At 71.1% G+C, this 25,013-nt stretch carries 24 protein-coding genes, 1 tRNA gene and 1 pseudogene; 10 read left to right on the top strand and 16 right to left on the bottom strand.

The window, feature by feature from the left end:
- Nucleotides 1-107: 107 nt before the first annotated feature.
- The 5 genes from ACWD4P_RS06355 to ACWD4P_RS06375 are packed head-to-tail and all read right to left on the bottom strand — an operon-like array spanning nt 108 to nt 3,659.
- Entirely contained in the window at nt 108-776 is a 669-nt protein-coding gene (locus tag ACWD4P_RS06355; RefSeq protein ID WP_449778771.1) for an HAD family hydrolase, read from the bottom strand.
- The gene (locus ACWD4P_RS06360) at nt 773-1,324 is read right to left on the bottom strand and encodes an orotate phosphoribosyltransferase (RefSeq protein ID WP_449778772.1); all 552 of its coding nucleotides are present in this window, start codon (nt 1,322-1,324) and stop codon (nt 773-775) included. The genes ACWD4P_RS06355 and ACWD4P_RS06360 overlap by 4 nt, the downstream gene beginning before the upstream one ends.
- Entirely contained in the window at nt 1,321-1,920 is a 600-nt protein-coding gene (locus tag ACWD4P_RS06365) for an SLOG cluster 4 domain-containing protein (RefSeq protein ID WP_259316763.1), read from the bottom strand. Before ACWD4P_RS06365 ends, ACWD4P_RS06360 begins: the two co-directional genes overlap by 4 nt.
- Nucleotides 1,917-2,789 carry a nucleotidyltransferase domain-containing protein gene (locus ACWD4P_RS06370; protein ID WP_449778773.1) on the bottom strand — a complete coding sequence of 291 codons (873 nt, stop codon included), beginning with the start codon at nt 2,787-2,789 and terminating at the stop codon, nt 1,917-1,919. Before ACWD4P_RS06370 ends, ACWD4P_RS06365 begins: the two co-directional genes overlap by 4 nt.
- A gap of 36 nt (nt 2,790-2,825) precedes the next feature.
- Nucleotides 2,826-3,659, bottom strand: a complete 834-nt coding sequence (locus tag ACWD4P_RS06375; protein WP_449778774.1) for an aspartyl/asparaginyl beta-hydroxylase domain-containing protein — start codon at nt 3,657-3,659, stop codon at nt 2,826-2,828.
- 371 nt (nt 3,660-4,030) lie between these two features.
- On the opposite strand from ACWD4P_RS06375, the gene ACWD4P_RS06380 reads away from it, so the two are divergent.
- The 3 genes from ACWD4P_RS06380 to ACWD4P_RS06390 are packed head-to-tail and all read left to right on the top strand — an operon-like array spanning nt 4,031 to nt 6,430.
- Nucleotides 4,031-5,440, top strand: coding sequence for a hypothetical protein (locus ACWD4P_RS06380; protein ID WP_449778775.1), 1,410 nt, complete (start codon nt 4,031-4,033; stop codon nt 5,438-5,440).
- Nucleotides 5,441-5,463: 23 nt separating this feature from the next.
- On the top strand, nt 5,464-6,063 hold the full coding sequence (locus ACWD4P_RS06385) for a GNAT family N-acetyltransferase (protein ID WP_449778776.1): 600 nt from the start codon (nt 5,464-5,466) through the stop codon (nt 6,061-6,063).
- Nucleotides 6,064-6,067: 4 nt separating this feature from the next.
- Complete coding sequence (locus tag ACWD4P_RS06390) at nt 6,068-6,430, top strand: hypothetical protein (protein WP_449778777.1); 363 nt, start codon at nt 6,068-6,070, stop codon at nt 6,428-6,430.
- A 25-nt stretch (nt 6,431-6,455) separates the two neighbouring features.
- Here the strand turns inward: ACWD4P_RS06390 and ACWD4P_RS06395 are convergent, their stop codons facing one another.
- The 6 genes from ACWD4P_RS06395 to ACWD4P_RS06420 form a co-directional block, all read right to left on the bottom strand.
- Complete coding sequence (locus tag ACWD4P_RS06395) at nt 6,456-7,394, bottom strand: hypothetical protein (protein WP_449778778.1); 939 nt, start codon at nt 7,392-7,394, stop codon at nt 6,456-6,458.
- A gap of 228 nt (nt 7,395-7,622) precedes the next feature.
- Nucleotides 7,623-7,943, bottom strand: a complete 321-nt coding sequence (locus tag ACWD4P_RS06400; protein WP_449778779.1) for a hypothetical protein — start codon at nt 7,941-7,943, stop codon at nt 7,623-7,625.
- Between the two features lie 212 nt (nt 7,944-8,155).
- On the bottom strand, nt 8,156-9,085 hold the full coding sequence (locus ACWD4P_RS06405) for a hypothetical protein (RefSeq protein ID WP_449778780.1): 930 nt from the start codon (nt 9,083-9,085) through the stop codon (nt 8,156-8,158).
- Nucleotides 9,086-9,159: 74 nt separating this feature from the next.
- Nucleotides 9,160-10,923, bottom strand: coding sequence for a relaxase/mobilization nuclease domain-containing protein (locus ACWD4P_RS06410; protein ID WP_449778781.1), 1,764 nt, complete (start codon nt 10,921-10,923; stop codon nt 9,160-9,162).
- Nucleotides 10,920-11,456 (bottom strand): plasmid mobilization protein, encoded by a 537-nt coding sequence (locus ACWD4P_RS06415; protein WP_449778782.1) that lies wholly within the window; start codon nt 11,454-11,456, stop codon nt 10,920-10,922. Before ACWD4P_RS06415 ends, ACWD4P_RS06410 begins: the two co-directional genes overlap by 4 nt.
- A gap of 432 nt (nt 11,457-11,888) precedes the next feature.
- Nucleotides 11,889-12,824, bottom strand: a complete 936-nt coding sequence (locus tag ACWD4P_RS06420; protein WP_449778783.1) for a DUF2637 domain-containing protein — start codon at nt 12,822-12,824, stop codon at nt 11,889-11,891.
- A 240-nt stretch (nt 12,825-13,064) separates the two neighbouring features.
- On the opposite strand from ACWD4P_RS06420, the gene ACWD4P_RS06425 reads away from it, so the two are divergent.
- The 5 genes from ACWD4P_RS06425 to ACWD4P_RS06445 all read left to right on the top strand — a co-directional run bounded on the left by ACWD4P_RS06425 (nt 13,065) and on the right by ACWD4P_RS06445 (nt 17,304).
- Nucleotides 13,065-13,622, top strand: a complete 558-nt coding sequence (locus ACWD4P_RS06425; protein ID WP_449778784.1) for a helix-turn-helix domain-containing protein — start codon at nt 13,065-13,067, stop codon at nt 13,620-13,622.
- A 530-nt stretch (nt 13,623-14,152) separates the two neighbouring features.
- Nucleotides 14,153-14,374 (top strand): excisionase family DNA-binding protein, encoded by a 222-nt coding sequence (locus ACWD4P_RS06430; protein ID WP_449778785.1) that lies wholly within the window; start codon nt 14,153-14,155, stop codon nt 14,372-14,374.
- Complete coding sequence (locus ACWD4P_RS06435; protein ID WP_449778786.1) at nt 14,374-15,534, top strand: tyrosine-type recombinase/integrase; 1,161 nt, start codon at nt 14,374-14,376, stop codon at nt 15,532-15,534. Before ACWD4P_RS06430 ends, ACWD4P_RS06435 begins: the two co-directional genes overlap by 1 nt.
- A 643-nt stretch (nt 15,535-16,177) precedes the next feature.
- Nucleotides 16,178-16,411 (top strand): hypothetical protein, encoded by a 234-nt coding sequence (locus tag ACWD4P_RS06440; RefSeq protein WP_449778787.1) that lies wholly within the window; start codon nt 16,178-16,180, stop codon nt 16,409-16,411.
- Nucleotides 16,412-16,413: 2 nt separating this feature from the next.
- Nucleotides 16,414-17,304: a helix-turn-helix domain-containing protein gene (locus tag ACWD4P_RS06445; protein WP_449778788.1), complete on the top strand. Its 891-nt coding sequence runs from the start codon at nt 16,414-16,416 to the stop codon at nt 17,302-17,304.
- 145 nt (nt 17,305-17,449) lie between these two features.
- Here ACWD4P_RS06445 and ACWD4P_RS06450 read toward each other — a convergent pair.
- Nucleotides 17,450-17,523 (bottom strand) — tRNA-Gly (locus ACWD4P_RS06450).
- Between the two features lie 274 nt (nt 17,524-17,797).
- Between ACWD4P_RS06450 and ACWD4P_RS06455 the strand changes: the two genes are divergently transcribed.
- Both ACWD4P_RS06455 and dcd read left to right on the top strand, forming a co-directional pair.
- A complete protein-coding gene (locus ACWD4P_RS06455; protein WP_174315667.1) occupies nt 17,798-18,019 on the top strand; it encodes a hypothetical protein in 222 nt (73 codons plus the stop codon).
- A 71-nt stretch (nt 18,020-18,090) separates the two neighbouring features.
- On the top strand, nt 18,091-18,666 hold the full coding sequence (gene dcd / locus ACWD4P_RS06460) for a dCTP deaminase (RefSeq protein WP_359817795.1): 576 nt from the start codon (nt 18,091-18,093) through the stop codon (nt 18,664-18,666).
- Nucleotides 18,667-18,790: 124 nt separating this feature from the next.
- On the opposite strand, the gene ACWD4P_RS06465 is transcribed toward dcd, so the two are convergent.
- From ACWD4P_RS06465 to ACWD4P_RS06480, 4 genes and pseudogenes are all read right to left on the bottom strand, one after another.
- Nucleotides 18,791-19,681 (bottom strand): metal-dependent hydrolase, encoded by an 891-nt coding sequence (locus tag ACWD4P_RS06465; RefSeq protein ID WP_449778789.1) that lies wholly within the window; start codon nt 19,679-19,681, stop codon nt 18,791-18,793.
- Nucleotides 19,682-19,772: 91 nt separating this feature from the next.
- A complete protein-coding gene (locus ACWD4P_RS06470; protein ID WP_449778790.1) occupies nt 19,773-20,846 on the bottom strand; it encodes a YIP1 family protein in 1,074 nt (357 codons plus the stop codon).
- A gap of 192 nt (nt 20,847-21,038) precedes the next feature.
- A pseudogene (locus ACWD4P_RS06475) lies at nt 21,039-22,112 on the bottom strand (sugar phosphate nucleotidyltransferase); the annotation flags it as partial.
- A 376-nt stretch (nt 22,113-22,488) separates the two neighbouring features.
- Nucleotides 22,489-24,714, bottom strand: coding sequence for a heterodisulfide reductase-related iron-sulfur binding cluster (locus ACWD4P_RS06480; RefSeq protein WP_449778791.1), 2,226 nt, complete (start codon nt 24,712-24,714; stop codon nt 22,489-22,491).
- Nucleotides 24,715-25,013 lie beyond the last annotated feature (299 nt).

Below are 25,013 nucleotides of genomic sequence, written 5' to 3' on the forward strand. Positions count from 1 at the left end.
CCACGGTGTAGACCATGACTCCGGTATCCGTCGCTCTGAGGTGACGCAGCCGACAACGGACGCAACGGTGCGCTGCGACTGCGCCACCAACAGTAGCGGCTCCGGAGTCAAGATCGCTTGGAGTTGTCCTCCTGTCGGCCGATGCCCACAAGGAGGGGCAGAACGAAGGCGGCACGGTCGGCGCGGGGCATCACGAGGTGGGCTCCGGCCCGGGTGAGGGCTTCGGGGCCGGCGAAGCCCCAGCCGGCGCCGACGGCGGTGACGCCCGCGGCGTGGGCGGCGTGGATGTCGGTCTCGGTGTCGCCGACGAAGATGCCCGCTCTCGGGGTGACGTCGAGCCGGTCGAGGGCGAGCAGGACGCCGTCGGGGGCGGGTTTGGGCTGGGCGTCCTCGTAGCAGACGACCGTGTCCAGCTGGTCGAGGGTGTCCTGCGGCAGCAGCCAGTTGACCCGTTCGCGGCTTCGCAAGGTGACGATGCCGGTGCCGACTCCGGCCTCGCGGAGCGCGGCGAGGGTCTCGGCGACGTATGGGAACACCTCGGCGGTCAGGGTGGCCGTGGCGCTCGCCGCGGCCCAGCCTTCCTCGTTGATCGATCCGTCCAGTCCGAGGTCGGACAGGACGTACTCGCGCGGGGTGGTCGCGGCGGCGGGCGGGAGATCGGCGACGGTCACTCGCTTGCCGAGGGCCACGGTCGCATAGCCGGCCAGGGTGGCGAGTTGGGCGTCCCGGCTGTCGACGAGGACGCCGTCGAGGTCGAAGAGCACGGCCCGCTTCACGCGGCACCGCCCGCCCGGGGCGCCGGCAGGTCGGCCTCGGTGAACAGCGAGCGCAGCGTGACGCGGTGCTCGGCCAGCAGCGTCCGGCCGCCGAGCGGGCGCTCCAGGACACACAGCGCGTGGGTGACCGGTCCGCCCACCATCCGCAGGATGCGTGCCATGTGGAGCAGTTGGCCGCCGGAGCGGACCACGTCGTCGACCAGGACGATGCGGCGGCCGTCGATGGGAAGGCCTTCGACCTGGTGGAACGACCCGTAGCCCTTGGGCTTGCGGCGCACGAAGACGGCGGGCAGGCCGGTGGCGGCGGACAGCGCCACGACGAGGGGGACGCCGCCGAGTTCGATGCCGGCGAGCACCTGGGCGTCGTCGGGGACGAGGTCGGCCATGGCGGTGGCGGTGTCGCGCAGGAGCGCGGGGTCGGAGGCGAGCCGGTACTCGTCGAAGTACGCGTCGAGCCGGCCGCCGTCGGCGAGCTTGAACGGGGCGTTGACGCACGCGGTTTCGGCGAGCCGGGCGGCGAGGCCGGCCGACGGGGTGCGGGTGGTCATGCTCCTCCGATCGGGGTGGTGTCGAGCGAGGCGAGGTGGGCGCGGAAGGCGTCGGCGGACTCGGCGGTGGTGAGGAAGCCGAGCGGCCGGGTCGGGGTCTCGTACAGCCACCGCTCCTCGCGCAGGAAGGCGAGCAGGCGCAGGGCCGACGCGCCCGCGATACAGACCGGCACGGGCCGGATGGTGGTCGCGTAGTAGAGGGCGGCGGTCAGCTCGTGGAGGGTGCCGACTCCGCCGCCCATGGCGACGACCAGGTCGGCGTTCTCCAGGTAGTGGTTGAGGCGGGCGCCGGGGTCGGGCAGGTGGACGGACAGGGTGGTGTGGGGGTTGAACGCGCCCCACTCGTCGTGCTTGCCGGTCAGGGTGACGGCGGTGACCGTGGCTCCCTGGCCTCCGGCTCCGCGGGCGGCGGCCTCCATGAGCCCGTTGTAGCCGCCGTGCAGGAGCTGGTAGCCGGCCTGGGCGAGGGCCCGGCCGATCTCCTCAGCCAACGTCTCCTCCTGGGCGGAGGCGGGGACGACGCCGCCGAAGAAGACGGCGGTCAGGCCCTCGCGGGCCCGGCTGGCGGCCGGGCCCGCGAGGTGGAGTGCGTTCACACCAGCTCCTGGTAGGTGCGGTAGGCGGCGACGGCGTCGTGCAGGCCGTCGAGCGCCTGCGGGCAGGCCCGCTCGGCCAGGGCGAGCACCCGCTCGATCGCCTTGGTGACGTCGGCCGCCTCCGGGATGGCCGGGCCGCTGATCGCGGCGTCCAGGTCGCCCAGGCAGGCGCGGCCGATCGGGGTGACGGCGATCTCCTCGCGCAGCTGGTACCAGCCCCAGAACCGCGAGGCGGGGGCCAGGGCGGTCTTGATCAGGTCCTTCGTGGCCGTGTGCAGCCGGTGCCACTCGGAGTACGCCACGAACCGCTGGCCGCGCTTGATCCGCTTGTGCAGGAGAACGGCCAGCACCAGGTGTTCGATCAGCAACTCGGCGCAGGAGCGCGGCCGGGCGAGGAAGGCGGCGGCGAAGCTCTCGGCCGCCGCGACGTCCGGCGCGGCGACCGGTCCGGGCCGACGGTCGAGGAGGACGGCGGTGCTGACCGTCTCCTGCAGCCGCGGAATCCGGGAGGCCGGTGCGACGTAGAGGTCGATCTGGTGGAGCTTGCCCTCGTCCGGGACGAGGAAGACCATCCCGACGCCGCCGAGGTCGGCGACGATGGTGTCGCGCCAGCCGGGCAGCAGGGCGCCGGCCTCGACCGGCATCAGGGTATCCAGGGCCTCGACGAACGACGGGAACCGGGCGTCGTGGACGCCGGCGACGAAGTCGACGTCGGACAGGCGGTCGGCGGTGCCGTGGGCCAGCGACCCGCGGACCATCAGGTGGGTCACCGCCGGGGAAGTGGCCAGGATGTCGGCGAGCTTCGACAGCAGCGGCAGCTGCGCGGGCCGGTTGGCCTGGGTGATCGCCGCCAGTTGCAGGGTGGGCATGCGCTTCTTCCTTCCGGGCGTGGGTGCGGGCTGGGATCAGGCGGGGATGGCGAGGAGGCGGCGTTTGGCGGTGTCCCAGCGGGTCGCGGCCTCCATGTCGCCGAGGGAGGTGTGCAGTTCGGCGATCAGGTCGTAGACCGTGCCTTCCGGCAGGGCGTAGGTGTAGAAGAGCCGCAGCAGCATCCGCTCGGCCGCCTCCGTGTAGCCGAGGGTGGCCATGTTGCGGGCGCTCTCCAGCCGCACGGCGAGGACCGTCTGATCGGCGGCGGGCAGCGGCTCCGCGACCACCGGGCTGAGCGCGGGACGGCGGGCCAGGTGGCGGTAGGCGTCGTCGGCGTACACGTCGGCGATCAGGTGGATCCGGTCCGGGCCGAGCAGGTTGCACACCCCGTGGGCGTACGTCGGCGTCAGCCGCCAGATCCGCCCGCCCGTCATGTGCACCTTGGTGCCGCCGGTGACGAGGAAGGCGGACCTGTTGGTGTGCAGCGGGATGTGCAGCCGGTGCCGTTCGACCTGGTCGAGGTCGTCGTAGTCGCGGTGCTCCCAGAGGAAGGCGTTGCCCTCCAGCCGGGCGAGCCGCACCCACATGAAGTCCAGGCCGAGGTCGGCCAGGAACGCGGCGGTGGCCGGCATCCGGCCCAGCAGGTCGGTAGGCCGGGCGGCGCAGTCGCCGATCGTCACGTCGGCGGCGTCGCCGGAGGCGTTCATCAGCGAGGTGGTCCACCAGCCGCCGGACTGGTAGGCGCCGTACTCCGCCTTCCAGGGGGCCTGAGCGGTCAGGGCTTCGTGGCGCATCCACTCCAGGTGGGCGGAGTCCACGGCGTCCAGCTGGGCGATCTGCCCGGCCAGAGCGGTCAGGGTGCTGTCCATCGGTTCCCTCCCGTTGCCGGCTCGCGGCATGGCGAACCGGAATGCACGTGGTGCTGGATGGGGTCGATCAGGCGCGGATCCCAGCGCCCTTGATCTCACGCTTCGCTGTCGGTGATGCACGGACAGCGAGGTGGCGTTCAGGATGGCGGCGCCGGGTGCGGCACCGATACGACGCGGCTGCCGTCACCGTCCCGCCGTCCCGAAAGGCGAACCATGTCGGTACGCGTCATGACTGCCGTCACGGCCGCCGTCATCTGGGCCGGGACGACCTCGAACGGGTTTCCTGTCGAGCGACCATGGCTATCGTCAGAACAGACGAACGGGGACGGAGATGATCCGCGGTGGCTGAAACTCCCACACTCCTCAGGGTTTTGACGCTTCAGCGACACTGGCAGGTCTACGAGACCTTCCGCCTCCGGTTCGAGGCGACGGCGAACTCGGCCGCCGAGCAGGAGCGCGACCCTCGGCTCCGAGGTCTGTCGGTCTCCAAGCGGCAGTTCGAGCGCTGGTACGGCGGCGCGGTGAAGACCCGCCCCTACCCGGACCAGTGCCGGGTGCTGGAGGCCATGTTCGGCGTCGGCGTGGACCACCTCCTCGCGCCCGCACCGGCCGGCCCTGTATCCGTGCCCGCCACCACCGCCTCGTTCGCCGTTCCGCCACCACGGCCGGCCCCTGTCCTCCTCCCACCCGAGCAGGCAGCGGCACTGCCTGTCGGTGGCCCGTTCAGCAGCAAGCCCCGCTTCGACGCGGGCACCACGGAATTGGAAAGGCAGGTCACGATGGCAGCTCGTCGTGCGCTTCGATTCACCGCAATGGCGGAGGGCAGCAGCATCGGCTCGGAGACCCTGGGCCAGATCAACGACGAGGTACGGCGGCTGACCGCCGCCTACCCGAAGCTGGCACTGCCGACCCTGCTCGGCGACCTGGTCGAGGTCCAGGACCTCACCTTCCAGTTGCTGGAGCACGGACGGGTCAAGCCGTCGCAGGCCCGAGAGCTGTACCTGCTCGCCGGGATCACCTCCGGCATGCTCGCCAAGGCCAGCCACGACCTGGGCAATCCGAGCGCCGCCATGATGCAGGCCCGCACCGCCTTCGTCTGCGCCGACAACGCCGACCACCACGCCATGCGCGCCTGGGTCCGCTCGCTCCAGTCTCTGATCTCCTACTGGGCCGGCCGCCCCGGAGAGGCCGCCGACTACGCCGCCCTCGGACAGGGCGCCGTCGGCGACGTCCGCGGCACCACCAGCGTCTGGCTGGCCTGCCTCTCAGCCCGCGCCCACTCCCTCCTCGGCAACGGCGAGGCCACCCGCACCGCCATCCGGCAGGTCGAGGAGGCCCGCGCGACCGTCGAACCCGACGACCTCGACGCCTTCGGCGGCATCATGACCTTCCCGCTGCCCCGCCAGCTCTACTACGTCGCCGAGGCCACCGTGCAGCTCGGCGAAGACGCGGCCCTCGGCGAGAGCCAGTCCGAAGCCGCCGTCTCCGCCTACCGCGACGCCACCGAGGACGAGTGGGCCTTCGGCGACCAGGCCGGCGCCCAGACCGACCTCGCCCTCGCCCGCATCGCCCGCGGCGAGATCGAGGGCGCCGCCGAAGCCGTCCGCCCCGTGCTCGACCTCCCCGTCAAACAACGGAACTTCGGCATCGTCAGCAGCGCCCAACGCGTCCACGCCGCCCTGCACGGCGCCGGCCGTCGCAGCAGCGGCGGCGCGGCGGCCGGTCTGCGCCAGGAGATCGAGGCCTTCACCGCCACCCCCACCTCGGCCCTCGTCCGGTGACCCCGCGGATAGGCTCCGCAGCCATGACCCCACTCCGCCTGACCGGCCCCAACCTGGCACTGCGCGAAGTCGAACCCGAGGACACCGACGACCTCCTGGCGATCTACGGTGACCCCGAGGCCACCCGGCACCTCAGCTTCGAACCCCGCACCCGCGAGCAGGTCGAAGCGATCACCGCCCGCTCCATCGACTCCGCGCACGCCACCCCGCGTACTGAGTACTGCCTGGCCGTGACCCGACGCGGTGAGCACCAGCTGATCGGCTACGCGCGCCTGGCCACCGAGCCGCAGCAGGCCGCCACCATCGGCTTCGCCCTCCACCCGGCCGCGTGGGGCAAGGGCCTCGGCACGGAGACCGTTCACCTGCTGTGCGCCCTCGGCTTCAACACCCTCGGCCTGCACCGCATCTGGGCCGCCCGATCACCGCTCAACGAGGCCTCCGAACGCACCCTGCTCCGGGCTGGGTTGACCGAGGACGGCCGGATCCGCGACCACGTCTTCGTCCACGGCGCCTGGCGTGACTCGATCACCTACTCGATCCTGGACCACGAGTGGGCACCGATCGACGGGCTGGAAGCGGACGGAGCCGCTGAGTCCGATGGCGGGCACAGCCCGGGAAGGTGATCCCATGCTGCCCGAGCCGCACATCGTGATCCCCGGCATCGCCGGGTTCGCCCGCGGCGACGTGCCCGACCCGCCGGCGACCGACGACGGCAACGCCTGGGTCGACGGCTTCTGCTGGCTCTACTGCGGCCAGCAGTGGACCCGCGTCCTGTGGATCGGCCCCGCTCACGTCGCCGGCGCCCAGGCGCCCATGTACGCCTGCGGGCCCTGCATCCGCGAACTCCAGGAACGGGTCTGGCGCTCGATCCTGCTCAACGACGAGCCGTCCTGTCCGGCACAGCCCACCCCGCAGGGCCGAGAACCCCGGCCAGCGGCCAGGCGCCCAGGCCGCCATCGTCGTTCGAGCTGGCCGCTGATCCCCCGGTAGTGCTGCTGTCGGGCGGACGTGTCAGTCAGCCGGTCGGGACCAGGCTGCCGAAGCCCAGCCCGGCTGGCCGCGCGGCGCGCAGGGCCGCCCTGGCGCGGGCCGCTCCACCACGGGCTACCGCTTCGCCTCCCCCGACAGCAGACATGCGCTCTCCGAGGCCCGCGCACGCCCGGCAGATCCCCGGCTGGGGCACCGGGTCGTGGCACTTGGCGCACTCGGCGTACCGGGCCGCTGCGGGCCGTACGACGGGCTGGACGGGCGGCATCTTGCGCTCCAGGCGGTAGCGGAGCACCGCGACCGCCGAGTGCATCGGGGCAGGAAGGCCCGGCAGAAGGGCCTGCGCGAGGTCTGCGTGGGTCGCGCCTCGCTCCAGCCACTGCGCGACGAGGGGCGCGAGGTCCTCGGCTTCGGCCTGGCCGAGCCGCAGGCGCGGCTCGGGGCGGATCACCCGGAACAGCGTGGCGACCGCCTCGTCGAGCGGCTCGTCGGTCTTCTCCTCGGAGTCTTCCTCCCGCCCTCCCGCCCTCGCCTGCGGCTCGTCGGCGAGAATCGGCTCGATGATCTGCTCGGCGGGGAGGGAGGGTTCTTTCACCAGCTCCTTTGGAAGGGCGTCAGGACCGCCGGTGGTCGCTTCACCGGAGACCGGATGGGTGGCACTCGGCAGCACCGTGAGCTGCGGGGTGTCGTAGACGTGGGTCTCGGTGATGATCGTGCCGTCCGGCATGCGGATCTTCTCGACCCGATAGAAGCCTGCCTCGGCCAGCTCTTTCAGGGCTTTGCGGATCGCGCCGCGTCCCTGGGGGCTGGTGTCGGCCATGTGCCGGCCGTCCTCGCGCCAGCCGTCGGGGCGGGAGAGGAGGTCCGCGAGCAGGCCGCGGGCGGTGTAGGAGAGCCGTCGGTACTGCAGGACGGCGTTGGGCAGCACGGTGAAGTTGCGCGCATGGGCGCTACGATGGATTCGCATCGGGAGTTGACGCTCCTGGTGCCGGACCCCGGGGTGTTACGAGCACCGCCGGGGTCGCCTATTTTCGGTTGGACTACGGAACGTAGCACACGCACGGCCGAAAGATCGAAGGATCGCGAGCGATCACGATCACACTCTGCTGCCAATGGCAGCAGGGAAGTTGACGTCTCGAAACTCCCCCTCCGGGAGAGGAGAGCCGCCACCGGTCGGTGGCGGCCCCGTTGCCGGTCAGCTCAGGTTCCACACTGTGCCGGCGAGCAGCCCGTCGAAACCGAGTCCCCGGTACATCTGCTCGAACGACTCCCACTCCCGTTCGTCTCCACCGGAGCCGCGAGCGGTAGTGACGTCGGCGGCGCCGAGGTCGTGCTCGCGCCATTCGTGGGTGCAGCGGCACCGGACGAAGACCAGGTCGGGCCGTACGCGGATCAGCAGCCAGTCGCGGGAGGCGTCGCACATGGCGCAGGTGATGGTGATGCCGTGGGGGTTGAGGGGTCCGGGGTGGGGAACGGCGAGGACGACGTTGCGGCCGGCGTCGGCGGGATTGGTCAAGTGCGGTGCCCTTCGATTCGGATGCAAGCACCACAAGCCGACCAGTAGCCGGACGGTTCCCGGTCGCCGGAGAACGACATCGAATCGACATCACGGCTGCGCGGCAAGCCGGTTGAGGGTCGCCTAGACCGTCCTTTCTCGGAAATCCGAGGTGGCTTTCCCCGGAAAACTACTGCGGATTTTCCGGGAAAAGCCTCGTGCTGGGCGGCGGGTCAGCCTCGACCGGTGAGCAGGCTGGATTCGCGGGCGAGGAGGTGCTCGGCGAGGGCCTGTGCCTCGGGCACCAGGCCGTCGAGGATCTCGCGGGTGAAGGCGCTGTCGGGCCGGAGGGCGAGGTTGCGGATGGTGGCCCAGTGGTCGGCGATCAGGTGGAGTGCCTGCTGGGAGTGCTGAATGGCGTCTTGGCGCTGGGTGTGGAAGTGGTCGGCGCGCTGGGCGGCCTCGGGCCAGTCGATGACGCCGTCGTCGACCAGCTGGGCGAAGGCCGGCTGGGTGTCGCCGTCGGCGGTGCGGACGGCGTCGGCCTGCTCGACCTGCGCGCGCAGCCGGTCCTCCTCCTGGCGGCGCTCGAGTTGAGTGAGCGCCGCGGGCAGGTCGAGGTCGCCCTCGGTGACGCGTGTGGCGAGGTCGGGGGCCTGGTCGCGGAGAAGGTCGCACTGGGCCTGCTTGGCCTTGGCGTCGGCCTTGTTCTTGCGGGCCTGCTCGTAGGCGGCGTCCAGACCCATCGCCCCGGTGATCACCGGACGGACGAGGCTTGGGGCGTACTTGATCACCGTGGTGGCAAGGGAGACGCGGGCGGGGCCGATGCCGTAGGTGGCGGCGTCGGCTCGCGCGGAAGATTTCGAAGCTGAACGCTCCTTGGCGATGATCATGGCGCGCTGGCCCTGGGTGAGGTTGCGGCGTCGGGCGTTGAGCGACCAGGCCACGTCGACGGCGGGGGCATCGCCCTTGTATGTGGTGAAGCGGGGTTCGACGCCGGCGAGCCTGCAGGCGGCGAGGCGGTTGCGGCCGTCCAGCAGGACGCCGTCGGCGTCGAGCAGGATCGGCTCGTACTGGCCGTCCTCCTTGATGCCCTGGGCGAGGTCGAGCAGTTCGTCCTCGCTCATGGTCGGGAACGTGGCGGTGAGGGGGTGGACCTTCACATGACTCCTTGAAGGGGTAGAGGTGCGGGTTGGCCGGTGCGGCGACAGTCAAGGGCCCGGCATGAGCCGGACGGTTACCGCCTGGGGCGTCCCGTACCAGGGGCGGGCGGCGCCGGCGGCCCGGGCGGCTGCACGGTCACCGTCACCGCAGGAGCGGTGGGGCGGCCGGTGGTGCTCCTGGAGCGGGCCGCAGCGGTGCGCGGTTCCTCCTGGGTCACGGTCTGCGCGGGTGTGGGAAGGCGGGCACTGCGGCGGATGCGCCAGGTGAGGACCGCGGCGGGTGAGTCGGCGGTGGCGAGTTCGCGCCGTCCGGCGGCCTGGGTGAGCAGGGTGGTGGGGTCGTGGCCTGCTGCTTCGGCTTCGGCGAGGGTGGCGGCGAGCGCGGCCCAGCCGTCCTCGGTGAGCAGGCGGGTGGCCTGGTCGGCGGGCAGGACGCGGCGGAGGGCTGCTTCCTGCCGGTCCCGAACGGCACCGGGCAGGTGCCGGCCTTCGAGGTCGAGGTGGGCGAGCGGCTTGGCCGCGTGCCGGGAGTAGGCGGCGCGCAGGTGTCCCGCCGCCGTGCGGGCGGCGTCGGCCTGGTGGCGGTGGCCTTGGGCGGCGTGCCACTTGGCGATCACGATCGCGAGCAGGACGAGGCTGGTCAGGATCGTGGCGGCGGCCGTGCCGTCCTCGCCGCGGCTGGTGGTGGGTCCGGCGTGGAGGAGTTCGCGGGCGGCGGAGCGCATCGCGCGCAGGTCGGCGCCGGCGGCGCGGGTGTGGGCGATGCGGGTGTACTCCAGGGCCCGTGCGGCCTGGTGGATCTCCTTCCTGCTGAGGGTCGGGCTGGTGGTGGCGAGCGCGTCGAGGACTTCGAGGCCGCCGCGGATCACTGCCTCCGCGCGGGCGGCGTCCTGGTCGTCGTCGAACGCCGGGTAGGCGCGTTCGACGGTGGTGCTGGCGCGGTGACGGCCGACGGCGGGCCGAGCGCGTGGATCGGGTGCGGGGTGGGTGGGCTGGTCGACGCCGAGGCCGAAGCGCGCCTGGATCTGGGGTTGGGTGAGGTCGGCGGCGAGCTTGCTGCCGGAGAACCAGACCGGCCCGCCCCCGTCGCCGTTGGAGAGCGCGAACTTGTAACCGGTCACGTCGCCGGACGGCGCGCGGCGCACGCCGAGGAGCACACCCTTCGCGGCGAGCCGGGCGGTGAACTCCTCCTCGTCCGCAGCCCCGGCCAGGGCCTGGCGGACGGCGACACGCAGGCGGTCGCGGTCGGTACCTTCCCGGCCGAGGCGCTGAGCCTTGCGCAGTTCGGAGCCCTTGGCACGCCTGGGGATCGCATCCCGGTACTCGCGGGTGCGGGTGTCGGAAAGGTCGGCGAGCTTGTACTCACGTTCGATCCTGGTGAGTTCGGCTTCGACGCGGTACTGGTCGCCTCGCAGGCGGGCCTGGGTGAGGTCGGCCCGCACGACGGTGGCGAGGATGTGGACGTGGTCGTCGGCGTGGCGCACGGCGACCCAGCGGCAGGCGTCCTCGTCACCGTCCGGGGCGATGCCGGCGGCGGACATGACCCGGCGGGCGATGGCCGCCCAGTCCTCGTCTCCGAGGATGCGGTCATCGGGGTCGGCGCGGATCATGCGGTGGTAGACGTGGTTGTTGATCTTCCTTCCGTACTGGACGACGTGGAGGTCGAGGACGTCCCGGAGCTGTTCGAGGGTGGCTGCCGGGTCGCGGCCGGGGTCAGGAACGAATCCGTCCCACGAGGCGACGATGTGCGGGTCGGTGTGCTCGTTCGCCTTGCCGGGCCCGAACAGGTAGCGGAGCGCGCCGAGGGTGTTGTTGCCATGGACGGCCTTGCTGATCAACCGCGCTTCGCCTTCGCCAGCCGCATCGCGGCGGAGTCGACTCCGGCGACGGCCCGCAGCCCCGCCTCGAAGGCGCCTTGGACGGCGGTGGCGGCGTCCCGGACCGCGGCGGGCTGCACGCTGGCGCCCGAGTGGTAGGCGTGGGTGAGCTGGTTGAGGTTGTTCATCGCGCCGGCCTGCTGGCGGCGGGTCGCCCTGAGTTCGTCGACGGCCGCGTCCAGGCTCGCGTCCCGTCCGCCGAGGCCGGCGCCGTCTTCGGAGAAGGCCTTGCGGAACAGGTAGTGCGCGACGGTCAGTCCTGCCGCCTGCGCCCGGCTCTCGATCTCGGTCTTCGCTGCGGGGCTGACGCGGAACGAGACCTTGGTGTGCTTCGGGTTCTCGTCGTCACGGCGGCGGCGCTTGGGCTTGCGGCGCGCGTCGGCACGGTCAGCAGGGTGGACGGCGGCAGCGCTGGCGGCGGTGGTTTTCTCCTGGATTGCCGCGCCCTCGCGGTGGTCCTGCGGTGTTGCCGGGCGCGCCCTCGCGCTCGGCAACACCGCCTCGCCCGCGCCCTCCTGGGCGGGGGCGTCCGCATCCGGGCCCCGATCAGGGGTCCGGATGCACTCGCTTGCTCCGCTGTTGGCGCAGGGGCGGTCGCCGTCGTTGCGGTCAACAGAGTCGATGGCGCCTGCCAGGTGCGGGCAGGTTGCGGGTCGGATGTCGGTCAGAAGATGGTCCTCGGGTACGGGGTGTGTGGGAAGAGGCGACAGTGTCCGCGCAGGGTCCGGCTTGGTGGCGCCGGACATCGCTGGTACGGGTCGGCGGTCGCGCGGCGTCGGGGACCACGCGGTCGACGGGACGAGAGCTGCCGGTCCCGCCAGGGTCAGTCATCGACCGCAGGCGGGACCGGTGAGCGGAGGACTTCTGCGCATCGGCAGAAGTCGGGGTGACCGGCCGGACCGGTCCGGTCGGTCACCCTGGTCGGGTCAGTCGGTCGACGGGTGCTGGCGGGCCTGGTCCTCCGGGAACTCCTTGCGGAGTTCGTCCATCAGGACCGTGAAGCGAGTACTGCCGAGCGGCAGGTTGGCCTCGCGGACCGCGCGCTCGACGACCGGACGGCTGGGCCGGCCATGCGCCCGGACCGCCGGACGGCTGACCTCCAGCAGTTGGTCCATCGACGCGCCCGGAGGCCGTCCGGTCCGTCGGGCCCGGACCTCCTCCCCCTCGTCCGAGGGGCGGCCGTCCGTCGGCTCCTCGGGGACGGGCAGTTCTGCCGACCCGGCCCCCTGACCATCACCGCCCTCGGCGGACGGATGGTCGTCGGCATCGCGGGGCTCCTGGACCGGACCGGCCGCAGCCGTCCCGTCCGGCTCGTCGGCGGCCGACGGCACGGGGTCGGCAGAAGTCGCCTCGGCCGGGCCGCCCTGGCCAGCTGGCTGCTCGGGAATGTGCCGGGCGATGAGGATGTAGAGGTGGACGGCCCCGCCGAGGGCGATCGGCGAGAGCGTGGCGAGCACGCCGACCGCCGCGTCCCCGAGCCGGAGCGGACCAGTTCCGTCGAGCACGTGGTTGAGCCGGACCGCGTGCAGGGCGTTCGCCCACACGCTTGCCGCCGTCGCTCCTGCGAACAGCAGCCAGGCGTAGGCCCGGGCGGGCCAGGATGCGGCGCGCAGGACGAGCAGGGCGCGCACGCCGTAGGCGATGAACCCGTCGATGGTGAACGGGAAGACGTACGTCAGCGGTCCGCGCACGTGGATCGCGACGGCCATCTGCTGGAGGGCGTCGAAGGACAGGATGAAGCCGGCCAAACCGATCAGCGAGACGGCGAGGCGGTCCCAGAAGGTGGCACGGGGACGGGAGACAACAAGGGGGCTGAGCCGGACGGCTGCGTCGGCGGTGGGCAACACCGTACGCTGGAGCACGCAGGTTCCTTCCTCGGTGCGTTCGGGCTGCAACCCTGCACCGGGGTCGATCGTCGTGGATGGGCGGTTTTGGGACCTTTCAGGCCCTCGGTGTTGGTAGCACCGGGGGCCTTCGGCATCTCCGTGAGCAGAGAAAGCGCTCGATGCGCTTTGCATCGACTTGCGATCCTCTACGGGTCACCCTATAGTCGACCCGGCTCCCATGCAAATGCCATCAGCCATCGATGCGAGGTGAATCGAATGTCCGAGCAGCCGGCCGCGCCGGAAAGCCCATCGCCAACACCCGAGCTGAGCGAAGAACACGCCGCCGAACGGGTCCGCCTGGAACGCGAGTACCTGGGGTGGAGCACCGGCGAACTCGCGAAGCGGATGACCGCTGCCGGCTACCCGATGAACCAGTCCTCCGTCTGGCGGATCGAGAGCGGCGAGCCCCGCCGCCGGATCAACCTCGACGAGGCGATCGGCTTCGCCAAGGTCTTCGGCCTGCCGCTGGAGGAGTTCCTCGGCCCGCCCGAGTCCTCCTCCGACAAGCACATCACTCAGCTCACCACCGAAGTGGTCGCCAGATACCGCTTCCTGCTCGACCTCATGCAGAGCACCAGCTCGGTGTTCAAGGCCGTCGACCAGTACAACGCGATGTTCCCCCAGCACGCCAAGGAGCTGAACGACCGCATCGCCCGCGCCATCGCCGAGGAGAACCGCCGCCGCGGCCCCGTCCGCGAGAGCCCGATGGTCTTCCTGCGCTACCCGACCTTCCAGCAGGCCGAGAAGCCGTCGGACGCCGCCGCGCAGGAGTAGTAACCGGGCGATCCGCAGCACGAACGTGATCGTTCTTGGGAGCGAGCCGGACGCCGTCTACAGTCCCCACTGCACCACGGAAGCGCCGCTTGGCACGGCCGGGAAGCAGAGCTAACGTCACACCCCACGCGGCCACCAACCGCGCGAACCGCCCATCCACGACGATCGACCCCGGTGCAGGGTTGCAGCCCACCAGCCACCGAGGAAGGAACCGCGTGCCGCCCACCAAGCGCACCACCCTCCCGTCGCCCCGCCCGTCCACGCGGCCGACTCCGGCGGCTCCGGCGTTCACCGCCGAAATTCCCAGACCGATCTGACGGTCCTCTCCAGCCGCCGCCCGCCCACCCGGCACCCGGCGGCTTCCCCTTCCAGCGCCCCGCGCTGTTCCACGCCACTCCCGCAGTCGCCGCGCACCCGCGCGCCCACACCTGCCCGGAGACGGCGCCCACTCCCCTCCCCTCACACCGCCCATCCACGACACCGCACGCGGTGGCCCGGGTTGCAGCCCGGGCCACCGCGATTGGAGCCGCGTGCCCGAGCAGTACCTCACCGTCGCCCAGGTCGCCGAACGCCTGGGCACCAGCGAGCGCTTCCCCCGGCGTCTGATCGCCGAGCGCCGCATCGCCTTCGTCAAGATCGGCACCCACGTCCGCATCGCCAAGAGCGTCCTCACCGCCTACATCGAGGCCAGCACCGTCCCCGCCATGCGTCCGTCCCGCTCCGGCCGCTCCCGCTTCGGGAGGGCTGTCTGATGGCGAACACCTCCGGCCGTCGGCGCCGCTGGGGCTCCGTCCGCAAGCTCCCCTCCGGCCGCTTCCAGGCCCGCTACCCCGGCCCCGACGGCGCCCTGCGCAACGCGCCCGAGACCTTCGAGACCAAGGGCGACGCCGAGGCCTGGCTCGTCGAGACCGAGGCGGACATGCGTCGCGGCGAGTGGCGCGACCCCAACGCCGGGGCCGTCAACTTCCTCCTCTACGCCACTGCCTGGATCGACGAGCGCGACCTCGCGCCGCTCACCGAGGAGCTGTACCGCCGGCTCCTCCGGCTCCACATCGCGCCGACCTTCGGCGAGTCCGAGGTGAAGGAGATCACCGCTCCCCATGTCCGCTCCTGGCGCGCCGGACTCCGCAAGCGCGGTATCAAGACCACCGCCGCCAAGTCCTACCGCCTGCTCAAGTCGATCATGGAGACCGCGGTCGACGACGAGCTGATCCGCCGAAACCCCTGCCGCGTCAAGGGCGGCGGCAAGGAGGTGGCCGCCGAGCGCCCGCACGCGACCATCGAGCAGGTGCTCCAACTCTCCGAGCTGATGGGCCCGCGCTGGCAGTTGATGGTGTTCATCGCCGCCTTCATGGCCCTGCGCCCGGAGGAGCAGGCCGAACTCCGGCGCCGCGACGTCGACCTGGAGAAGGGAGTCGTGTGGATCCGCCGCGCGGCCCCCGAACTCTGCACTGGTGAACGCGCCGTGGGCGACCCCAAGTCCGAGGCCGGCAAGCGGGCACTGCGCATCCCGCCCGAGCTCCTGCCGGAGTTCGAGCGGCACCTTCGCTGGTACGCCCAGGAGGGAGAGGACGGCCTGCTCTTCGTCGGCGAGCGCGGAGCCCCGTTCCGCCGCTCGACCTTCGGCCGCAAGTGGCGCAAGGCCCGCAAGAAGCTGGGGCTCGACCACCTCCGCTTCTACGACCTCCGCCACACCGGCAACGTCCTCGCCGCCAACACCGGCGCCAGCCTCCGGGACCTCATGGCCTTCATGGGCCACAACTCCCCTCGCGCCGCGCTGATCTACCAGCACTCCACCGAGGAGCAGCAGACCAGGATCTCCGACGGCATCAGCGCCGCCGTCGTCGACATCCGCACCGCCCGCCGACGACGACCGGTCTCCGGCCTCGAAGGGGAAGCCCGCGAGGCGTAACCACCCAGGGAGGACGAGCCCGGCCAGCTTCTCGCCGGCCGGGCTCAGTCGCTCCCGACAGCGATCCAGAGCACACGCGATTCGGTGAAGTGACCTCCCCGCCTGCGCCATGCCAGGCCACGGGGCTCAGATCGGCATGCCATAGGAACGCTACCTGTCACCGCTCGACAAACCAGGCTCGACGGCCGAGGGTGCGACCAAGTAGCGCACGCCAGATGACTGACGTGCGCTACTTCAGAAGCGATCCTCGCGGCAACGTGATCCACTTCCGGCGGTTCCGAAGCCTGGGTGGAGCCCACAGCGCCCGGAAGAGATGGCTGCTCCATTGCGGTGGGCATGCATGTCCATCTCAGCCACAACGATGGGGGCGAGGTGCCAGCAGGTCAACCCCAACTGGAACGATTTTGCGGAAATGGCAGAGCAGGCAAGGCTCTGACCTGCGCAGATCCGTTCGGTGCGGCCGTTTTGGGAGGGGCCCCAGGTGGTCGCCAGGTTGAAACACTTCTGCGGAAAAGCTCTGTGCCGGCGGTCGCGAACTGGGATTCAAAGTGACGTCCTGTCAAAATCAAGTCAGACGTGCGGACGGTGTCGGCAACCACCGCTTCACGTCCGTAAGTTGGAGCCCATACGCGAAGGACATCTCATGAGCAGGTCGAAGCTTGCAGCCCGGTGCGTCAACAACAAGACGCCAACGCTCGGTTCGTACGAGGTCACGCTGGTGGTGATCGTCATCCTGCTGGTTACGGTCCTTACGATCTCAAGCGTTCCCAGCGCCCTCTCGCTGGCAGTGGGCGCTCAGACGTTTGATCTTGGGCTGCGGCTCAAGAAGCGCCTCAAGGTCACGCCGGTACGCTTGGCGCGCCTCAAAGCCGCGTAGCAGTGGGGCGCCGAGAGAATCCCGTCGGCGCGCAGAGTGAGTCGCTACGCGCTCTCGCGAACTGGCTTCGCTGCCAACGCGAGAGCGCGAAGCTGAGCTACGAGAAGTTGGCGACACTGACTTCCTATGGCGACGACACCCTGAGGCGCGCCGCTTCTGGCAAGAAGATCCCCCGGCTGGCGGTAGTGCAGGAATTCGCGAAAGCATGTGGCTCCGACACCTCCGAAGCCGAACGGCTGTGGAAGCTTGCGCGGAGTGAAAACGTCATCCCTCCAGCAAAGAAGCAACTTCCCACCATACATATCAGCTACGTCGAGAGCTTCTCAGATCTCCATGCCGCACTCGTAGATCTTCATCGCAGGGATGGGTACAGGTCATACCGCGAGCTGGCCATTCGGGCTGGAGGGTACGGCCGACTCTCCATCTCGACCCTAAGTCGCGTTTTTAATAGGCAGAACCCGCCGAGCCGCGAATTTGTCGCGGCCTTCGCGCGAACCTGCGGCGTGAGAGGCCCAGCGCTGAAGTCATGGGAGATGGCATGGGAGCGGGCAAACGCAGAGCTGCACCCGGGGAAAGCTCGACTCTCTATGAGCCAGAGGCGTTCGATGCGATCCTCTATGCGGCCCGAGCCCAAAGGGCGGACGACTCGAGATTACGACGCCTACTCCGTCACCGAGCATGGCGAGCCTGCCAGTGTCGCATGTGCAGGATGTAGAAATCCATTGGCGGGCCTTGACCCAAAGGCCGTCAGCAGCGACTCGGAATTCTGGTGCTCACGTTGCTTTGGTCAACGCATGAAACAGTTCAAGGATCTGACGGACCGAATTCGTCTCCGCCGAGGGTGGCATGGAGAGATATTCGAGCTACTAAGATGTGATCCCCCTGCCGACTGAGGACGGCTCCTGGCGCCCCGCCGAGCACGCCCCACCTGGAGGCGGCTGCTGCCCCGGGAGCGTTCTGGCACGAATCTGGCACGGCGGTGTCGAATTGGTCTAGACAATGCGAAAGCCCCAGGCCGTTGGCCTGGGGCTTTACTGCTGGAGCGGGCGACGAGAATCGAACTCGCGCTCTAAGCTTGGGAAGCTCATGTTCTACCATTAAACTACGCCCGCCTGATGAGCCGTCAGAGACCGCTCGATCCAGTGTCACTGTACCCCATCTGCGACGGTGGTTGCACGGGGGGTCCGCGGACGTGGCGGAGAGCGGTGGGGCGGGTGCGGGGGCGTACTGTTTGGGCCGCGTGCGAGTGCTCCGGTGGGTGGGAGCCGAGGCGGCGAGCCATGGTGAGGAATGTCCGGAACATCCCCTAATGTGACGCTGTCCCGGGGCTCGGCCGCCGGGGTGCGAGTACGGGTGAGTACTGGGTTAGGGATGGGAAGGGGATCGATGGAGCAGCGCGCCGTCGTTCGTTGTGCCGAGGGGCACCTGTTCAGCACCACCACGTTCCCGATGCAGAACCTCGGTCCGGGCCGGCTCGGGCCCGGACGGTTGATCCGCTGTCCGCAGTGCGGACGGCTGCGGAGTTCGGTGCTGGCCGACGTGCGGGAGCTGTCGGAGCCGCAACTGGCGCGGGCGATGCGGCTGGAGGCCGCGGAGTTCCTGGCCTGACGGCGGACGGACGGAGTGACGGGCCCCGGGCGGATTCGTCCGGGGCCCTTTCTTGCACGTAACCTCGAAGCGTGCTGCTCTCTGACAAGGACATCCGGACCGAAATCGACCTGGGTCGGGTCGGCATCGACCCCTTCGACCCGGCGATGATCCAGCCGTCGAGTATCGACGTGCGCCTCGACCGCTTCTTCCGCGTGTTCGAGAACCACAAGTACCCGCACATCGACCCCTCCGAGGAGCAGCCGGACCTGACCCGGCTGGTCGAGCCGGACGGCGACGAGGCGTTCATCCTGCACCCCGGCGAGTTCGTGCTGGCCTCGACGTACGAGGTCATCACGCTGCCCGACGACGTCGCCTCCCGGCTGGAGGGCAAGTCGAGCCTGGGCCGCCTGGGCCTGCTCACCCACTCCACGGCCGGCTTCATCGACCCGGGCTTCAGCGGCCACGTGACCCTGGAGCTGTCGAACGTCGCGACGCTGCCGATCAAGCTCTACCCGGGCATGAAGATCGGGCAGCTGTGCCTGTTCCGGCTCTCCTCGCCCTCGGAGCACCCGTACGGCTCGGAGCGCTACGGCTCGCGTTACCAGGGCCAGCGCGGCCCGACGCCGTCCCGCTCGTACCTGAACTTCCACCAGACCAAGATCTGACCGCGGGCCCCACCGGGCCCGCACTCCCGCCGGGCCACCGGAGCCCGCGGGACCGACGGAGCGCACGCACGACGGGCGGCCGCCCCCGTCCGAGGACGGACGGGGCGGCCGCCCGTGGCGTTTCTCAGGCCCGCTCGGGGCTGGTGACGGCGACCAGCTCGGTGCCGTCCTCGGACAGCCGCAGCTCGGTGCGCAGCCCGGCCAGCTCGCCGAGGTGGTGCAGGTGGGTGCCGCCGCAGAAGATCTGCGCGCCGCCCTCGGGCAGCTCGCAGTGCCACTGGCGGCGGGCGGTGAGCTCGGGCCCGGGCACCTCGATGCGGACCGGGGCGTCGGCGGCGACCCAGGCGGCCAGCCGCTCGTTGACGGCCTCGGTGAGGGCCGGCAGGGCGTCGGCGAGGGCCGGGAACTCCTCGGTGGCGTCCACCGTGAAGCCCTTCTTCTTCAGCGACTTGCCGAGCCGGTAGGTGTCGGTGCTGGCCGCGGTGTCCATCACCGAGCTCGCCATGGCGAGGCTGTCGAAGTCCGGGTGGCCGAAGGCGTCCGAGCGGCCCGGGTCCTTGCGCCAGCGCGGGGCGAGCGCGGCGTTCAGGGCGAGGGCGAGCAGGTGGCAGCCGCTGTGCGAGGCGCTGAGGGCGCCCCGGCGGTCGGCGTCGACGGCGAGCGCCGCGGTACGGCCGACGAGGTCCCCCGGGTCGCCGTCGACGACGTGCAGGACCAGCCAGGACCACTCCTCGTCACCGCGCCGGACCGGGATGTCGGCGCCGACCAGCGGTTCCCCGCCCTCCGGGCCGACGGCGCCGGTCAGGCAGTCGACCACGGTTAGTTCGGTGCCGTCCACGGTCAGGGTGCCGTGGTCGGCCGGCTGGTCGGGCCAGGTGTGGTCGAGCGGGTGGAACGGGGTCGCCTCGGTGACGACGGCGTACCGGCCGTCGGCCAGCGGGTGCACCGCGAGCACCGGGGACTCGCCGGTCACCGCCCCGGCCGGGAAGCTGACGTGGGTGGTGGGGAGGGTCATGCCTGGCTCCGGTGAAGGTGGACGACGAGGGTGGCGGGCCCGGCGCTCGGCCGCGACCCGCCCCCATTCTGCCCTTCGCCCTTCGGAGCCCTCAGCCCAGTGTCGGCAGCTTGATCAGCACCAGCAGCGCGACCAGCTGTATCGCCGACGCGGCCGCGGCCTTGCCCCAGGGCAGGTCGTGCAGCCGCCGGACCATGCTGGTCAGCAGGTACGCGCAGAGCATCCAGGTGGCCCAGCCGACGACCTGGACGACGATGCTGCCGGAGGGCATCACCAGGTCGAGCAGCAGCCGGGGCGCGTCGGTGAGCCAGCCGATCAGCGCGGCCAGGCCGACGGTCGCCTTCCACGGGCCGTCGCCGCCCAGCTGGCGGGCCATCGCGTAGGTGACCCCGCCGAAGAGCGCGCCGGCCACGGTGAAGCCGATCGCGGCGGCGAGGATGCCGGTCAGCGCCACGGTGAAGGTCGAGTTGACGATGTCGTCGTGGGTCAGCCCGATGCCGAGCACCGCGAGCGCGCCGTACAGCAGCGAGACGGTGAGGGCGGGCAGCCAGACCTGGTGGTCCCGGGTGCGGTCGAAGACGGCGGTCGGGGAGCGGAACAGGCCGGTGAACAGCTCGCGCCACTGCGGGCGGGGCCCGGCGACGTGCGGGGCGGACTGGCCGCCGGCCCGGTAGGTGGCAACGTTGTCCTGCCCGTACGGCTGCTGGTCGTAGCCCTGGTCGGAGCCGTAGCCCTGCTCGGGACCGTAGCCCTGCTCGGAGCCGTAACCCTGCTCGGAGCCGTAGCCCTGCTCGGGACCGTAGCCGTGGTCGGAGCCGTACGGCGGCTGCTGCGGCCCGTGGCCGTCGTCGTAGTAGCCGGGGTGCCCCTGGTACGGCTGCTGCCCGTACGGGCCGCCGCCCGCGTACGGGTCGCCGGCCGGGAAGGCCCGGGTGTTGCCGGGCCGGTCCGCCGCGTACGGGTCGTACCCGTCCCCCGCCGGGTGCCCCGGACCGCCGGACGGACCGCCGCCGGGCCCGCCGGGCGCCGCCGGGTGCGAGGCCGTGAAGTACTCCGGCCCGTCCGTTCCCCCGTGCCCCCCGGGCGCCGCCGGCGGCGGAGGGGCCGACCACCCGCCGTGCGGGCGGTCGGCGCCCTGACCGCTGTCGTATCGATTACCAGCCACGGTCCGAAGGTACCCGTCCGGCCCGGCCCGCGTGGGCCCCCGGACGGAGCCGGGGCCGGTTTGCAGCGAGGCTGAGACGAACGGGGCCGAAAACCCTCCGGCCCCGGCCCCGGGGCGCTACCGCTGGGCGCCGACCGACGGCCCGTGGACCGCCGCGGCCGCGCTGGTGCCGGCCGGGCAGCCGCCCGGGCCGGCCGAGGTGCGGACGGCGCCGACCGGCAGCAGGGTGCCGCAGGCGATCCGGATGCCGTTCGGCAGCTCGTTGTCCGACTCCACGATCGCGCCGTCGCCGATCACGGCGCCGTCCAGCGCCGAGCGGTCGCCGACGGTGGCGAAGGCGCCCACGATCGAGTCCTTGACCAGGGTGTCCGGGCCGATCACCGCGCCCGGGAGGATCACGCTGCCCTCGACGATCGCGCCGGCCTCGACCACCGCGTCCTCGGAGACCACCGTGCCGCCGCTGAGCACCGCGCCCCGGTGGACGGTGGCGCCGGGCAGCAGCAGGGCGTCGCCGGTCGGGCCGGGGACGGCCGGGGAGTCGACCTTGCCGAGCACCAGGTCGGCCGAGCCGCGGACGAAGGCCGCCGGGGTGCCCAGGTCCAGCCAGTACGAGGTGTCGACGACGCCGCGCAGCAGCGCGCCGGTGTCGAGCAGCTCGGGGAAGGTCTCGCGCTCGACGGACACCTCGCGGCCGGCCGGGATCCGGTCGATCACGGACCGGGTGAAGACGTAGCAGCCGGCGTTGATCTGGTCGGTGACGATCTGCTCCGGGGTCTCCGGCTTCTCCAGGAACTCCAGCACCCGCCCGTCCTCGTCGGTCGGGACGAGGCCGAAGGCCCGCGGGTCCTCGACCCGGGTGAGGTGCAGGGTGACGTCGGCCCCGGCGGCCACGTGGCCGTCGCGCAGGGCGGCGATGTCGACGCCGGAGAGGATGTCGCCGTTGAAGACCAGCACCGGTTCGTCGGGGCCGCAGGTCAGCCCGGAGGCGGCGTTGCGGATGGCGCCTCCGGTGCCCAGCGGCTCGCGCTCGGTCAGGTAGACGAGCTCGATTCCGTACGGGGTGCCGTCCTGGAAGTGGTCCTCGAACACCTCGGCCAGGTACGAGGTGGCCAGCACGACGCGGGTGACGCCGGCGGCCGCCGCACGGGCCAACTGGTGCGCGATGAACGGGACGCCTGCCACCGGCAGCATCGGCTTGGGGGTGTGGGTGGTCAGCGGACGCAGTCGCGTGCCCTTACCACCGACCAGCATGATCGCCTCGGTCATGGTCTGCGCTGTTCCCCTTGTGGTCTCTGCGGCCCGGCCCGCCGGGCCGACACCTCGTCGTCGGTCGGGACCCGGCCGTCCGGCCGACGCGGGTCGCCACCCGCCCGGGGCTTCCGTCCGGAACGGGTCGACCAGCACGAAGCCGGTCCGGGCCTACTGTATTTGCTTCCGACCGAATGCCCGTCCGGCGCCTGTGCGATTGCCGTCACTCCCCGTACGCCCGCCGTACCGGCGCGGGCCGCCCGGAGAGTCCGAAAGCCCGGCCCGGCGGACGCGTCAGCGGCGTCCACCGGGCCGGGCGGTTGTAGCAGAACTGTCGAACAGCGGGCTCCGCGGCGGTGGTTCAGGAGGTGGCCGGTGCCTGGTCAGGCACTGCTCACGCGTCCACCGTCGCGCTCTGCTCCTCGCTCCCGGCCGGCGGGAGGGCCTTCACCGAGTCGAGCAGCAGCTGGGCCACGTCGACCACCTTCAGGTGCTCCTTGGCCGCGCCCTCGTTCTTCTTGCCGTTGACCGAGTCGGAGAGCATCACCAGGCAGAACGGGCAGGCGGTGGAGACGATGTCCGGGTCGAGCGACAGCGCCTCGTCCACGCGCTCGGTGTTGATCCGCTTGCCGATGCGCTCCTCCATCCACATCCGGGCACCGCCGGCGCCGCAGCAGAAGCCGCGCTCCTTGTGGCGGTGCATCTCCTGCTGGCGCAGACCGGGGACCTTGTCCATGATCTCGCGCGGCGGGCTGTAGACCTTGTTGTGGCGGCCCAGGTAGCAGGGGTCGTGGTAGGTGATCAGGCCCTCGACCGGGTTGACCGGGACGAGCTTGCCCTCGTCGATCAGGTGCTGCAGCAGCTGGGTGTGGTGGATGACCTCGAAGTGGCCGCCCAGCTGCGGGTACTCGTTCGCGATGGTGTTGAAGCAGTGCGGGCAGGTGGCGACGATCCGCTTGACCGGGGCGTCCTCCAGGGCCGCGTTCAGCGTCTCCACGTTCTGTGCGCCGAGCATCTGGAACAGGAACTCGTTGCCCAGGCGGCGGGCGGAGTCACCGGTGCAGGACTCCTCCTTGCCGAGGATCGCGAACTTCACGCCCGCGGTGTGCAGCAGTTCGGCGAAGGCCTTGGTGGTCTTCTTGGCGCGGTCCTCCAGGGCGCCGGCGCAGCCGACCCAGTAGAGGTACTCGACCTCGGCGGGGTCGATGTCCTCGCCGATCACCGGCACCTCGATGCCGGTCTCCTTCTTGAGCTCCTTGACCCAGTCCAGGCGGGCCTTGGTGGCCATGCCCCACGGGTTGCCCTTGTTCTCCAGGTTCTTGAGCATCGTCCCGGCCTCGGTCGGGAACGAGGACTCGATCATCACCTGGTAGCGGCGCATGTCGACGATGTGGTCGATGTGCTCGATGTCCACCGGGCACTGCTCGACGCAGGCGCCGCAGGTGGTGCAGGACCAGAGCACGTCCGGGTCGATGACGCCGTTCTCCTCGGCGGTGCCGATGAGCGGGCGCTCGGCCTCGGCGAGGGCGGCCGCCGGGACGTCCGCGAGCTGCTCGGCGGTGGCCCGCTCCTCGCCCTCCATGTCCTTGCCGCCGCCGGCCAGCAGGTAGGGCGCCTTGCCGTAGGCGTGCTCGCGCAGGCTCATGATCAGCAGCTTCGGCGAGAGCGGCTTGCCGGTGTTCCAGGCCGGGCACTGCGACTGGCAGCGGCCGCACTCGGTGCAGGTGGAGAAGTCGAGGATGCCCTTCCAGGAGAAGTGCTCGACCTGGGAGACGCCGAAGACGGCGTCCTCGGCCGGGTCCTCGAAGTCGATCGGCCGACCCTCGCTGGTCATCGGACGGAGGGCGCCGAGCGCGGTGCCGCCGTCCTCCTCGCGCTTGAAGTAGATGTTGAAGAAGCCGAGGAAGCGGTGCCAGGCCACGCCCATCGAGGGGTTGAGGCCGATGGTCGTCGCCCACGCGAACGAGATGCAGATCTTCAGCATCGCGAACAGGTAGATCAGGTTCTCCAGCGTGCCGTGCGACAGGCCGCTCAGCACGGAGACCAGCGGGTACGAGACCAGGTGCTCCGGCCCGTACGAGTCGACGCCGTTGAGGGCGCCCTCCAGGGCGCGCAGCATCAGGATGCAGAGGCCGATGCCGAGGATCGTGTACTCGACGTAGAAGGCCTGCCAGGCGATGGAGCCGGCGAACCGGGACTTGCGGCCCGACCTGGACGGCAGGCTCATCAGCCGGATCACGATCAGGACCAGGATGCCCAGCGTGGTCAGGGTGCCGATCAGCTCGACGAAGAGCTGCCAGATCATCCAGTGCCCGATGATCGGCAGCGCGAAGTCGGCGTCGAAGAGCTGGCCGAAGGCGTTGACGATGGTCAGCACCAGGCTGAAGAAGCCGACGGCGACGAACCAGTGGGCGATGCCGACGATCCCCCACCGGTTCATCCTGGTGTGGCCGACGAACTCGGTCGCGAGGGTCTTCGCCCGCTGGGCGGGCTGCCCGAAGCGGGTGGAGTCCGGCGCACCGGTGCGGACCACCTTGTAGATGTACAGCGCCGCACGGGCGGCGAGCGCGGTGCCGATCACGAATGTGACCAGCGAGATGACGATCGCTGCTAGCTGCATCGGCTCTCCGTCTCCTGCGGCTTTGCGGTTGAGCAGGCCCTCGGCCCTACGGTTTTCGGAACTGAGTGTACTGGTCGGTAACTTGCCGGGCCGACGGCCCGGACATTACCGGTGCGCAACAGTTCTCCAGAAGATTCCCAAGCTATGGCGGCAGTCACGTGGGCGCACCCCCGCCACGGCGCGGCAGGCCCGCGGACGCCGACCGGGGTGCCGGGGCGCCCGCGGACCGCCCCGCACCCGCCCACATCCGCCCCACATCCGCCCCGCATCCGCCCCGCGCTCAGCAAAGTTGAGCGGGA

It is taken from the genome of Kitasatospora sp. NPDC002543, from assembly GCF_053594915.1.

Coding starts and splice junctions, on each gene's coding strand:
- ACWD4P_RS06480 (WP_449778791.1), bottom strand. CDS start 24,714: ATGCAGCTAGCAGCGATCGTCATCTCGCTGGTCACATTCGTGATCGGC.
- ACWD4P_RS06465 (WP_449778789.1), bottom strand. CDS start 19,681: ATGACCCTCCCCACCACCCACGTCAGCTTCCCGGCCGGGGCGGTGACC.
- ACWD4P_RS06390 (WP_449778777.1), top strand. CDS start 6,068: ATGCTGCCCGAGCCGCACATCGTGATCCCCGGCATCGCCGGGTTCGCC.
- ACWD4P_RS06395 (WP_449778778.1), bottom strand. CDS start 7,394: ATGCGAATCCATCGTAGCGCCCATGCGCGCAACTTCACCGTGCTGCCC.
- ACWD4P_RS06360 (WP_449778772.1), bottom strand. CDS start 1,324: ATGACCACCCGCACCCCGTCGGCCGGCCTCGCCGCCCGGCTCGCCGAA.
- ACWD4P_RS06370 (WP_449778773.1), bottom strand. CDS start 2,789: ATGCCCACCCTGCAACTGGCGGCGATCACCCAGGCCAACCGGCCCGCG.
- ACWD4P_RS06375 (WP_449778774.1), bottom strand. CDS start 3,659: ATGGACAGCACCCTGACCGCTCTGGCCGGGCAGATCGCCCAGCTGGAC.
- ACWD4P_RS06435 (WP_449778786.1), top strand. CDS start 14,374: ATGGCGAACACCTCCGGCCGTCGGCGCCGCTGGGGCTCCGTCCGCAAG.
- ACWD4P_RS06425 (WP_449778784.1), top strand. CDS start 13,065: ATGTCCGAGCAGCCGGCCGCGCCGGAAAGCCCATCGCCAACACCCGAG.
- ACWD4P_RS06385 (WP_449778776.1), top strand. CDS start 5,464: ATGACCCCACTCCGCCTGACCGGCCCCAACCTGGCACTGCGCGAAGTC.
- ACWD4P_RS06440 (WP_449778787.1), top strand. CDS start 16,178: ATGAGCAGGTCGAAGCTTGCAGCCCGGTGCGTCAACAACAAGACGCCA.
- ACWD4P_RS06455 (WP_174315667.1), top strand. CDS start 17,798: ATGGAGCAGCGCGCCGTCGTTCGTTGTGCCGAGGGGCACCTGTTCAGC.